At 67.6% G+C, this 9,834-nt stretch carries 14 protein-coding genes (1 of these 14 running past the window's edge); 4 read left to right on the top strand and 10 right to left on the bottom strand.

Annotated features, from left to right (window positions below):
• Nucleotides 1–306, bottom strand: partial view of a CBS domain-containing protein gene (locus tag ABC347_RS14115; RefSeq protein ID WP_413246354.1) — the 5' portion only. 123 nt of this gene lie to the left of the window's left edge; the window shows 306 of its 429 coding nt (coding positions 1–306); the start codon lies at nucleotides 304–306; the stop codon falls past the left edge of the window.
• Nucleotides 307–363: 57 nt separating this feature from the next.
• Between ABC347_RS14115 and ABC347_RS14110 the strand changes: the two genes are divergently transcribed.
• Nucleotides 364–648 carry a hypothetical protein gene (locus ABC347_RS14110; protein ID WP_413246353.1) on the top strand — a complete coding sequence of 95 codons (285 nt, stop codon included), beginning with the start codon at nucleotides 364–366 and terminating at the stop codon, nucleotides 646–648.
• Nucleotides 645–1,025 (top strand): acyl-CoA thioesterase, encoded by a 381-nt coding sequence (locus tag ABC347_RS14105; RefSeq protein WP_413246352.1) that lies wholly within the window; start codon nucleotides 645–647, stop codon nucleotides 1,023–1,025. Before ABC347_RS14110 ends, ABC347_RS14105 begins: the two co-directional genes overlap by 4 nt.
• A 57-nt stretch (nucleotides 1,026–1,082) precedes the next feature.
• On the opposite strand, the gene ABC347_RS14100 is transcribed toward ABC347_RS14105, so the two are convergent.
• The 5 genes from ABC347_RS14100 to hisS all read right to left on the bottom strand — a co-directional run bounded on the left by ABC347_RS14100 (nucleotide 1,083) and on the right by hisS (nucleotide 5,878).
• Nucleotides 1,083–2,024, bottom strand: a complete 942-nt coding sequence (locus tag ABC347_RS14100) for a DUF4167 domain-containing protein (RefSeq protein WP_413246351.1) — start codon at nucleotides 2,022–2,024, stop codon at nucleotides 1,083–1,085.
• Between the two features lie 272 nt (nucleotides 2,025–2,296).
• Nucleotides 2,297–3,127, bottom strand: a complete 831-nt coding sequence (gene prmC / locus ABC347_RS14095) for a peptide chain release factor N(5)-glutamine methyltransferase (protein WP_413246350.1) — start codon at nucleotides 3,125–3,127, stop codon at nucleotides 2,297–2,299.
• Nucleotides 3,121–3,495 carry a hypothetical protein gene (locus tag ABC347_RS14090; protein ID WP_413246349.1) on the bottom strand — a complete coding sequence of 125 codons (375 nt, stop codon included), beginning with the start codon at nucleotides 3,493–3,495 and terminating at the stop codon, nucleotides 3,121–3,123. The genes prmC and ABC347_RS14090 overlap by 7 nt, the downstream gene beginning before the upstream one ends.
• Before the next feature lie 3 nt (nucleotides 3,496–3,498).
• Nucleotides 3,499–4,575 (bottom strand): peptide chain release factor 1, encoded by a 1,077-nt coding sequence (gene prfA / locus ABC347_RS14085; protein ID WP_413246348.1) that lies wholly within the window; start codon nucleotides 4,573–4,575, stop codon nucleotides 3,499–3,501.
• A gap of 58 nt (nucleotides 4,576–4,633) precedes the next feature.
• Entirely contained in the window at nucleotides 4,634–5,878 is a 1,245-nt protein-coding gene (gene hisS, locus ABC347_RS14080) for a histidine--tRNA ligase (protein ID WP_413246347.1), read from the bottom strand.
• An 87-nt stretch (nucleotides 5,879–5,965) separates the two neighbouring features.
• On the opposite strand from hisS, the gene ppa reads away from it, so the two are divergent.
• On the top strand, nucleotides 5,966–6,523 hold the full coding sequence (gene ppa / locus ABC347_RS14075; protein WP_413246346.1) for an inorganic diphosphatase: 558 nt from the start codon (nucleotides 5,966–5,968) through the stop codon (nucleotides 6,521–6,523).
• Between the two features lie 14 nt (nucleotides 6,524–6,537).
• Here the strand turns inward: ppa and ABC347_RS14070 are convergent, their stop codons facing one another.
• Nucleotides 6,538–6,852 carry a DMT family transporter gene (locus ABC347_RS14070; RefSeq protein ID WP_413246345.1) on the bottom strand — a complete coding sequence of 105 codons (315 nt, stop codon included), beginning with the start codon at nucleotides 6,850–6,852 and terminating at the stop codon, nucleotides 6,538–6,540.
• A gap of 35 nt (nucleotides 6,853–6,887) precedes the next feature.
• Here ABC347_RS14070 and ABC347_RS14065 point away from each other — a divergent pair, with 35 nt between their 5' ends.
• Nucleotides 6,888–7,526 carry a DUF1345 domain-containing protein gene (locus ABC347_RS14065; protein ID WP_413246344.1) on the top strand — a complete coding sequence of 213 codons (639 nt, stop codon included), beginning with the start codon at nucleotides 6,888–6,890 and terminating at the stop codon, nucleotides 7,524–7,526.
• Here the strand turns inward: ABC347_RS14065 and ABC347_RS14060 are convergent, their stop codons facing one another.
• The 3 genes from ABC347_RS14060 to ABC347_RS14050 are packed head-to-tail and all read right to left on the bottom strand — an operon-like array spanning nucleotide 7,527 to nucleotide 9,789.
• Nucleotides 7,527–8,417, bottom strand: a complete 891-nt coding sequence (locus ABC347_RS14060; protein WP_413246343.1) for a bestrophin family protein — start codon at nucleotides 8,415–8,417, stop codon at nucleotides 7,527–7,529.
• Nucleotides 8,414–8,893, bottom strand: a complete 480-nt coding sequence (locus ABC347_RS14055) for a GNAT family N-acetyltransferase (protein WP_413246342.1) — start codon at nucleotides 8,891–8,893, stop codon at nucleotides 8,414–8,416. Before ABC347_RS14055 ends, ABC347_RS14060 begins: the two co-directional genes overlap by 4 nt.
• The gene (locus tag ABC347_RS14050; protein WP_413246341.1) at nucleotides 8,890–9,789 is read right to left on the bottom strand and encodes a DMT family transporter; all 900 of its coding nucleotides are present in this window, start codon (nucleotides 9,787–9,789) and stop codon (nucleotides 8,890–8,892) included. The genes ABC347_RS14055 and ABC347_RS14050 overlap by 4 nt, the downstream gene beginning before the upstream one ends.
• Nucleotides 9,790–9,834 lie beyond the last annotated feature (45 nt).

The following is a 9,834-nucleotide window of genomic DNA, read 5'->3' as shown; positions in this document are numbered from 1 at the left end:
GTGCCGGATCCGCCGCTTCGTCATCAGCGACAGCGCCTGCAGGATGCCGAGTTCGGGCTCGATCGTGATGGCAGGTGCGGTCATCACCGCATCCACCGGCCGGTCGAGCGCGGTCGCGCCTTCGGCGGCCAGCAGATAGAGGATGTCGCGTTCGGATATGATGCCGACGACCGCATCGCCGTCGACCACCGGCACCGCGCCGATCCGGCGTTGGGCCAGCAACTGCACGACATCGGTCACGCGGGTGCCAGTCGCTATGCTCACCACCTCGCTGCCCTTGCCGCGCAGGATCGTGGATATCGTCATATCGCCTCCTTCTCCCCCGGACTTGATGATCCCACTTGTCGCGCCCAAAGGGAAGCCATGCCCGCAGATCGCAACAAGCTCTCCGATCCCGACTATGCGGCCTTCGCCTGGGCCCGCTTCCGCCGGATCATGCGCTGGATGGCGGTGGCCGCAGTCATCGCCGTGCTCGGTGCGCTTGGCTATCTTTGGGCCAGCGGCGCGCCGCTCACCATCCATCTCGTGATCGCAACCATCGCCGGCGTGTTCTTCACGGTGATGCTGGGCACTGGCCTGATGGGCCTGGCCTTCCTCAGCTCCGGCAGCGGGCACGATGCCGATGCCGATGGGAGCGGCCGGAAATGAGCGAACCGAACCGCCGCGAGCCGGTGCTGCGCGTGGTGCCCGGCCCCAGCGACATCAATGCGAACGGCCATATATTCGGCGGCTGGGTATTGGCGCAGATGGATATCGCGGCGGGCATCGTCGCCAGCCGCACCGCCGATGGCGCGGTCGCCACCGTCGCGATCAATTCGATGGCCTTTCTCGAACCGATCCTGATCCGCGACCTGATCTCGGTCTATGCCTGGGTCGAGCGGCGCGGGCGCACCAGCCTGGCGATCCGGATCGAAGTGATCGCCTCGCGGGATCGCGGGCGCAGCGAAGTCAAGGTCACCGAAGGCCTGTTCACCTTCGTCGCGCTGGACGAGAACCACCGCCCACGCGCATTGCCACCGGCATAGAAAAGGGGCGGCCGCCGCATCCGGCAACCGCCCCATTTCCATCGACGTGCCGGCGGATCAGGCCGCGGCGTCGCCGCTCACATCATTGTCCGGCATTTCGGCGCGCACCCGGCGGGGACGGCGGCGCGGCGCGGCCGGCTCAGCCTCGCTTTCCAAGGCCGGGGCCGGGGCGGGCGGTGCAAACGCCGGCGGCAGCGCGGCGACATCGATCCGCGCCAGATCGTCACCGTCATGCCCGTTCGCGACCGGCTGCGACACCGGCGCACGGCGCGTGCGCGGGCGGCGCTCGCGGGTCTCGGCCACGGGCTCGACGGTCACAGCTTCAGGCTGCTCACCACGCGGCTGGCGATCGGGGCGCGGTTCGCGATCGCCACGCGGTGCGCGATCCTCCTCGAACCGGGCCGGGCGCATCTCGCGCGGCTCGCGCATCTCGCGGGGTTCGCGCTGCTCGCGGCGCTGATCCTGGCGCGGTTCGCGCGCCTCGCGATCGCCACGTGGTTCGCGGTCGGCGCGGGGTTCGCGATCACCACGGGGTTCGCGATCGCCACGGGATTCGCGATCGGTGCGCTGCTCACGCTGGTCCTGGCGCGGTTCACGCTGTTCGTAACGGGGCTGGTCACTGCGGTTGTCGAAGCGATCGTCGCCGCCGCGATCGTCGCCTTCGTCCTCGCCGTCGAAATCGTCGCGGCCATCCTCGTCGCGACCCTGATACTCGTCACGCGGGCGTCGTTCGCGCTGTTCCTCGAACCGGGCACGGCTCTCGCTCAGCACGCGGAAATAATGGTCCGCAAACTGGAGATAATATTCGGTCAGGACGCGGTCGCCCTGCATCTGCGCATCGCGCGCCAGCGTCTTGTATTTCTCGTGAAGCTGGCTGGCATTGCCACGCGCGCGATTGTCGATCCGGTTGCCCTGCTCGGGGCGGGGCGCGCCGCCACCCTGCGGGCGCGCACCATTGCGGCCACGGCCACGGCGGCCGTTCTGGCGATTATTGATCAACTGGCTGTCCTCGTCGCTCGTGGGATAAAGCTCACCACTTCAAAAGGCCGGGCCCGTCCCGGCCAATGCTCGCCTGCACGACACCCAGCGGCCCGAGCGCATCGCAGCGCTCGCATCCTCCGCACCTTCGGGTCGATGGCAGATCCATCGACGCGGCCAATGGGGGTCGGCATCCAGGGGTTTCGGCCGCATCGCTGGGCGGCAACCCCCTTGCCTGCCCCGGTATCTAGTGGGTCACGGGGTGAAATCCAAGCCTTTTCCGTCGCGGTGCGTCATCCGTCCCGCTGTGTGACGATCAGGCAACGATCATGCCCGGCCAGATCGCGGCGGACCGCCACCGCCAGCCCGGCCTGCGCGAACAGCACGGATGCGGCATGGGCCTGCCCGGCGCCGATCTCGATGCAGGCCACCCCGCCCGGCGCCAGCCGCTCCGGGATCAGCGGCGCGATCGCGCGATAATCGTCCAGCCCGTCAGGCCCCGCATAAAGCGCAGAGGGCGGCTCGTGATCGGCGACCTCGCGCGGCAGATCGGCCCCGCTTTCGATATAGGGCGGGTTGCACAGGATCAGGTCGAACCGCCCACCCACTGCATCCCAACCGCCCTCGACGATCGTGGCGCGCGCGCCCATCCGCAGCCGGCGCGCATTGTCCGCCGCGATCGCCACCGCGCGCGGCGAACTATCCACGCCGATCCCGATCGCGTCGCGCCACTGGTCCAGCGCGGCCAGCAACAGCGCGCCCGATCCGGTACCAAGATCGAGGATGGTCGCAGGCGGCGTGCGCCCCGCGAACGAAGCGACCGCCGCCTCTATCAGAGTCTCGCTGTCGGGCCGCGGCACCAGCACGCCCGGCGTCACCTTCAGCGTGATCGTCCAGAAATCGCGTTCGCCCAGGATATAGGCCATCGGCTCATGATCGGCACGGCGCGCGACCAGATCGTCATAACCGGTCGCCACCGGCAACTGCAGCCCGGCGAGCAGCATTGCCTCGCGGCTGGTGCCCAGCTGATGCGCCATCAGCAATTCGGCATCGAGCCGGGGGGTCGCGCTCGCCTCCGCCAGCCGCGCTGCGGCCGTCGCGATCGCCGCGGCCCGCGTCACCATGGGAACCATGCGTCGCCCTCGCGCTGGGCTTCCTTCTTCCAGGCGCCCCAGTCGTTGGCGGCATCCAGCGAACAACCGGTGGCCCCGGCCGATCCGCTGGCCGAACAATCGCCGCTGGCGCGCGCCGCACCCGCGCGGCTGTCGACGGATCTGCCGCGCACATCGCGCCGGGCATAGCGGGGGTCGAGCCGGGGCAGGCGGAAGCCCTCGGCCATGCCGCGATCCCGCGAACAGACGACGATCTCGTCAGGCGCTCCCTTCGGGCAATCGCGGATCGCCTCGACGACGACCTCACGCAACTTCTCGACCGGCCCGACAGCGCTTTCCGGCGCGGCCAGCATGGCAAGCGCCAGAGTCAGCCCGGCCACGCCTCACCCATCCAGCGATGCCAGCCGCGCAGCCTCGTCCTCGGCGATCAGCGCGCCGATCAGCTCGTCCATCTGCCCTTCCAGTATCTCGGGCAAGCGGTGCAGCGTCAGGTTGATGCGATGATCGGTCACGCGGCCCTGCGGGAAATTATAGGTGCGGATACGCTCGCTCCGGTCACCTGAACCCACCATTGATTTGCGCGCGCCCGCCCGCGCCGAATCCAGCTTCTCGCGCTCCTGCTCATAGAGCCGGGTGCGCAGCACCTTCAGCGCCTTGGCCTTGTTCTTGTGCTGCGATTTCTCGTCCTGCTGGATCACCACCAGCCCTGTCGGCAGATGGGTGATCCGTACCGCGCTGTCCGTGGTGTTGACCGATTGGCCGCCCGGCCCGGACGAGCGATAGACATCGATCCGCAGATCGCGCGCCTCGTCGATCTGGATATCGACATCCTCCGCTTCCGGCAGCACCGCCACCGTTGCGGCAGAGGTATGGATGCGGCCACCGCTCTCGGTGACGGGCACGCGCTGGACGCGGTGGACACCGCTCTCGAACTTCAACCTGGCGAACACGCCGGCCCCGGTCACGCTGGCGACCACTTCCTTGTAGCCGCCCGCTTCCGACGAGCTGGCCGAGATCAGCTCGACCCGCCAACCCTGGCCCTCGGCATAGCGCTGATACATCCGCATGAGATCGCCCGCGAACAGCGATGCCTCGTCGCCGCCGGTGCCGGCACGGATCTCCAGCATCGCCGCGCGCTCGTCGGCCGTGTCGCGCGGCAGCAGCTTCAGCGCCAGCGCGCGCTCCGCCCCTTCCAGCGCGGTCCGATTCTCGTGCAATTCCTCGGCCGCCATCTGGCGCAGTTCGTCGTCACCATCCTGCGTCATCAGCGCCAGCAATTCGGCCTCGGCGCGCAGCCGCCGCACCTCAGCCGCGGCCTGTGCGACCGGCTCGATCTCGGCATATTCCTTGGACACGGCGACGAATCGGTCCGAGGCAAGATCACCGGTCGCCATCAGCGCCTGCAACTCATCCCGCCGCGCCTCGATCTGCGCGATCCGATCGGGGGGGAGGGAGATCATTGGCGCCGATCCACACGGCGCTGGACCCCGGCCTGCGCCAGGGCACGGCTTTTACGCGTCATGCGTTCACCGTCGGCAGCAGCAACTCTTTCACGCGCTCATGCTCGCCGATGCCTGGGGCCGCCTTAGTCGACACGGTCGTAGCCGTGCCATCGCAACGTAATCCAACAAGCACCTTCGCCGCCACCTTGGCCGCCTTATCATAGCGTTTGCGCGGTGACCCGGTCGCGATCATGTCGGCGGACAGACCCGCCTCGCGCAGCAGTCGCAGCGCATGCTGACCGACCGGCAGGGCGACATCATCCTCGACCGCAATGATCACGTCGAGGCCGGCTTCGCTGCTCCCCTCGACCAGCATCGCCAGCCGCTCGATCCCCGCTGCCCAGCCGACCGCAGGCGTCGCCGGCCCGCCGAGTTGTTCGATCAGCCCGTCATAGCGGCCGCCGCCGAGCACCGTGCCCTGTGCGCCGAGCCGATCGGTCACGAACTCGAACGCGGTGTGGCGATAATAATCGAGCCCGCGCACCAGCCGCGCATCGCGCGTCCAGGCCACGCCCGACGCCTCCAGCCCGCGCGTCACCGCCTCGAAAAAGGCGCCGGCCTCGGTGGAAAGATAATCGTCGATCGAAGGCGCGGTGCCCGCAGCCGGGCGATCGCGCGGATCCTTGGAATCGAGGATGCGCAGCGGATTCTTGTCGAGCCGCGCCAGACTGTCTTCGGACAGCTCGCCCCGATGCGCCTCGAAATGCGCAACCAGCGCCGCCCGCCAGGCATCGCGTGTCGCCGCGTCGCCCAGCGTGTTCAGCTTCAGCGTCACGCCATCGGCAATGCCCAGCTCCTTCAGCAGCTGATCCGCAAAGGCGAGCAGTTCGACATCAGCTGCCGGCTCGGCGGCGCCGATCACTTCGGCGTCGAGCTGGTGGAACTGGCGGAAGCGCCCCTTCTGTGGCCGTTCATACCGGAACAGCGGCCCGTGCGTCGCCACCTTCAGCGGGGCATATTGCTGCCACCCATTGGTGAGGTAGGCGCGCACGATGCCCGCGGTGAATTCGGGCCGCAGCGTCAGCGAATCGCCACCGCGATCTTCGAAGCTGTACATCTCCTTCGAGACGACATCGGTGGTTTCACCCAGCGAGCGTGCGAATACGGCCGTCGCCTCGAACACCGGCACCTCGATCCGCCGGAACCCATAGAGCCGGCGCACGCGATCGAAGGCCGCCACCACATGGTGAAAGCGATCCGCGGTTTCGCCGATCATGTCCTGGGTGCCGCGAATGGCCTGCGGCGTGCGCGTGTTGCTCATGGTCGGCGGGGCCATAGCGAAAATGTCGCGAAATTGAAGCGCGAAGACACTTGAGCACCGCCGGACCCGCCTCTATTGCGCCGCAGCATGAATATCGACCTCATCCCCGTCGGCGCGAACCCGCCCCATGAACTCAACGTCATCATCGAGGTGCCGGTCGGCGGCGAGCCGGTGAAGTATGAGTTCGACAAGAAGTCTGGCGCGCTGTTCGTCGATCGCATCCTGCATACGCCAATGCGCTATCCGGCCAATTACGGCTTCGTGCCGCACACGCTGTCACCCGATGGCGATCCGCTTGATGCGCTGGTGGTCGCTCGCTCGCCCTTCATTCCCGGCTGCGTGGTGCGCGTCCGCCCGATCGCGGTGCTGCGGCTGGAAGACGAAGCCGGCGGCGACGAAAAGCTGCTGACCGTGCCGGTCGATGCGACCTTCCCCTATTACAGCAAGATCGGCGAGAGCAGCGACCTGCCCGAGATCGTGATGCAGCAGATCGAGCATTTCTTCACCCACTACAAGGATCTGGAAGCCAAGAAGTGGGTGCGCATCGGCACCTGGGGTGGGGCCGAGGAAGCCCGCCAGGTTATCCTCGATGCGATCGCGCTGGCCAAGGCCAAGCAGGATCAGCCGAAGACCACGCTGAGCTGATCGGCCGGCCCGGGTCAGGCGGTCAGCTTCAGGCCTGCGATGCAGCCGACCACGCCGGCAATCAGCGCCAGCCGCACCGCGCTCACCGGTTCACCGAACCAGATCATGCCGACGATCACGGTGCCCAGCGCGCCGATCCCGGTCCAGACGGCATAGGCGGTACCCATCGCGATGCTGCGCGATGCCAGTTCGAGCAGCGCCATGCTGAGCGTGACCGAGACCAGAAACGCCAGGGTCCAGCCGAGATTGCGGAAGCCATCGACGTAACGCAGCGCAGTGGTGAATCCCACTTCGAACAGACCCCCCAGCATCAGCAGCAGCCAGGCCATCGCGCATCCCCCTCCGCGGTGATAGGACAGTGGCCATGGCCGCTTCCGCCTCGATCGGCAATCGTCTCGCGCCGACCCGCTTCATCCTGTTCGGACTGGTTTTCGCGACCGCCGCGCCGGTCGCCGGCCACTGGATTGGCTGGCGGCAGGGGGTGATGGCCGGTTTCGATCTCGCCGCTTTGATCTTCCTGGCGGGCTGTCTGCCACTGCTGTCCGCCGAAGTGGCGGCGATGCGCACCATTGCCGAGCGCAACGATGCCAATCGCGCGGGGCTGCTGGCGATCACGGGCGCAGTGATGCTGGTCATCCTGGTCGCGGTGGCGGACGAGCTCGCGCAGGGCCGCGGCCCGGCGCCTCCGGTCGCCGCGCTGATCGTCGCCACGCTGGCGATCGCCTGGCTGTTCTCGAACATGGTGTATGCGCTGCACTATGCGCATCTCTTCTATGTGCAGCGCGACGGGCGCGATGCCGGCGGGCTCGATGTGCCCGACCGTGCCGAGCCCGATTATTGGGACTTCGTGTATTTCGCTTTCACGCTGGGCATGACGTTCCAGACATCGGACGTCACGATTCGCAGCACAGCCGTGCGCCGGGTCGTGACTGCGCATAGCGTGCTGGCGTTCGGCTTCAACATCGGCGTGCTGGCCTTCACCATCAACGTTCTCGGCAGCTGATTACCAGAGCACGCCGCGCACCTGTTGCACCGGCGGTTCCGGGGTATCGCCGATGGCCTGCAGCAGATCGATCTCGATCGTACGGCACATCGCGCTCAGCGGCACATCGTGGACGCTGTTCGCGAACGGATCGACCAGATCATCGCCGATAGCCAGCACCGCCAGGAACATCAGCCCGGCAAGCGTCGATCCGACCGGGGTCGCCCAGCCCAGCGTCTCCACCAGGCCGATCGGCAGCAGGATGCAGAACAGCCGGGTGAAGAAGGCGGGAAAGAAGCGATACTGCATCGGCAGCGGCGTGTTCTTCAGCCGCTCCATCCCCCCCTGCGCGTTGGAGATGTCGATCAGCACCTGCTCCAGCTGCGCCTGCTGGATCGTGTCGATCCGGCGTTCGTCCAGCGCCGCGCGCACCCGCGCGCCGGTGCCGTTCAGCAACCCATTGGCGATGTTGGTGAATTTCAGCGGTTCCGCCGCCTCGTCTGCAGACAGGAAGCGCAGCACTTCGGGCTTCGGATCCTGCCGCCGCAGCTGGCAGCGCAGCGCATTCACATAGGCCGTCTGGCGCAGGATGATCGCGCGGCGCAGCGAAATGCCTTGTTCGTCCTCGCCCTGGATCATCGACAGCGTAGCGCGCGACAGGCTGCGCGACGCATTGATCATCGCCCCCCACAGCACGCGCCCTTCCCACCAGCGCGCATAGGCAGCGTTGTCACGCAGGCCCAGGAACAGTGCCAGACCGGAACCGAACAGCGTCAGCGGCAGCGAAGGCGCCCGGAACGGCAGGACATAATAAGTGACCGTGACGATCACGTCCCACACGAACAGCGCGATCAGCGGCCGGTGCACCTCGCGCACGATCCGCGCGAGGCTGGGCGTGGGGTTGATGATCATCGATCGGCGAGGCGTGAGAGTGCTTCGCCCTCGATCCGCCAGGGCTCCCACCCTGTCGAGCGATGGGCTCCGATCGACCGGTAGAAGCCCTTGGCACCCTCGTTCCAGTCGAGCACCGCCCAATCGATCCGCGCGGCACCCCGCATCCTGGCCTCCTTCGCGAGCGCGCCGAACAACGCCTTGCCCACCCCCGCGTTCCGCGCCCAATCGGAGACGAACAGATCCTCCAGATAGAGGCTGGGGCGGCCCGTCCACGTGGAATAGGTCAGGAACCACAGCGCGAGGCCGGCGATCCGCCCATCGATCTCGGCGATGAAGACGAACACCTGCGCATCAGGCGCGAACAGCGTGGTGTGCAGCGTCTCCGGCGTGGCCTTCACCGCATCGGGCTCGCGTTCGTAGATCGCCAGATCCACGATCAGACGGTGGATTTCGGCCACGTCGGCAGGGGTAGCGGGACGCACGCTCACAGTCATAGCTGGGCCTCCAGATCGGCGACGGGATGGCGGCGTCGCGCCGCGACGATGCAGCCGGCGATGATCAGTGCGGCGCCGCCCGCAGTCCATAAGCCGACGCGCTCGCCGAACACCAGCCAGCCAAACAGGCTCGCCCACAGGAAAGCACTATATTCGACCGGTGCGAGATAGCTCGCCTCCGCCCGCGCATAGGCCCAGCCGAGCAGGAACAGCGATCCCAGCGCGAGCACCGCCGCCAGCAGCAGCGCCGGCCAATGGGTCGCCGCGGGTGGCATCGCCAGCCACGGTGCCGCGCACGCCAGCGCGATCGTGACGACCAGATTCTGCGCGAACGCGATTTCGGCCGGTTTCGCGACCAGCGCCTGCCGCCGCATCAGGATGATGTTCCAGGCATAGCAGCAGGCTGACAGCAGGATCGCCACCGTGCCCGCCAGCGCATCCGGCCCCAGATCCGCCCGCGCCTGCGCGCCGACGATCAGCAGCACGCCGGCGAAGGCGAGCGCCGTGCCCAGGATGGCGCTGCGGCCAATCCGCTCACCCAGCGCCCAGCCGGCCAGGAACAGTGCGATGATCGGCGCGATGAAGGTCAGCGCGATCGCCTGCGCCATCGGTACACGCGCCAGCCCCCAAAAGAACAGCAGCGCCATCACGGTCGACACCAGCCCGCGCTCGACATGCACGCGCAGCACCGACCGCGCCGGCCAGCGCGGGCCGCCAAGTGCGAACGCCATGGCTGAGAGCGGAACCCCGATCAGGCTACGCCAGAACATCGTGTTCCAGGCGCCGATCGCCAGCACCAGCCCCTTCATCACCGCATCCATCGTGGAAAACAGCGCGATGCCGAGACACGCGACAATAAAGGCGATCGCCGGCGCAACCCGTGCCGTCGCGCTCATCGGATCAACTGAATCTTCATGCCAATTTCAGGTTCCGCCCAGCCC

The organism is Sphingomonas canaveralia (assembly GCF_047238125.1).
Taxonomy (GTDB): domain Bacteria; phylum Pseudomonadota; class Alphaproteobacteria; order Sphingomonadales; family Sphingomonadaceae; genus JBDFMH01.
The sequence above is the reverse complement of the archived record's forward strand: the minus strand, read 5'-3'. Positions and strand labels throughout refer to the sequence as shown.

Excerpts from the sequence above, each read along its gene's own strand:
- ABC347_RS14110 (WP_413246353.1), top strand. The coding sequence starts at position 364 with ATGCCCGCAGATCGCAACAAGCTCTCCGATCCCGACTATGCGGCCTTC.
- ABC347_RS14105 (WP_413246352.1), top strand. The coding sequence starts at position 645 with ATGAGCGAACCGAACCGCCGCGAGCCGGTGCTGCGCGTGGTGCCCGGC.
- prmC (WP_413246350.1), bottom strand. The coding sequence starts at position 3,127 with ATGGTGACGCGGGCCGCGGCGATCGCGACGGCCGCAGCGCGGCTGGCG.
- prfA (WP_413246348.1), bottom strand. The coding sequence starts at position 4,575 with ATGATCTCCCTCCCCCCCGATCGGATCGCGCAGATCGAGGCGCGGCGG.
- hisS (WP_413246347.1), bottom strand. The coding sequence starts at position 5,878 with ATGAGCAACACGCGCACGCCGCAGGCCATTCGCGGCACCCAGGACATG.
- ppa (WP_413246346.1), top strand. The coding sequence starts at position 5,966 with ATGAATATCGACCTCATCCCCGTCGGCGCGAACCCGCCCCATGAACTC.
- ABC347_RS14070 (WP_413246345.1), bottom strand. The coding sequence starts at position 6,852 with ATGGCCTGGCTGCTGCTGATGCTGGGGGGTCTGTTCGAAGTGGGATTC.
- ABC347_RS14065 (WP_413246344.1), top strand. The coding sequence starts at position 6,888 with ATGGCCGCTTCCGCCTCGATCGGCAATCGTCTCGCGCCGACCCGCTTC.
- ABC347_RS14060 (WP_413246343.1), bottom strand. The coding sequence starts at position 8,417 with ATGATCATCAACCCCACGCCCAGCCTCGCGCGGATCGTGCGCGAGGTG.
- ABC347_RS14055 (WP_413246342.1), bottom strand. The coding sequence starts at position 8,893 with ATGACTGTGAGCGTGCGTCCCGCTACCCCTGCCGACGTGGCCGAAATC.
- ABC347_RS14050 (WP_413246341.1), bottom strand. The coding sequence starts at position 9,789 with ATGAGCGCGACGGCACGGGTTGCGCCGGCGATCGCCTTTATTGTCGCG.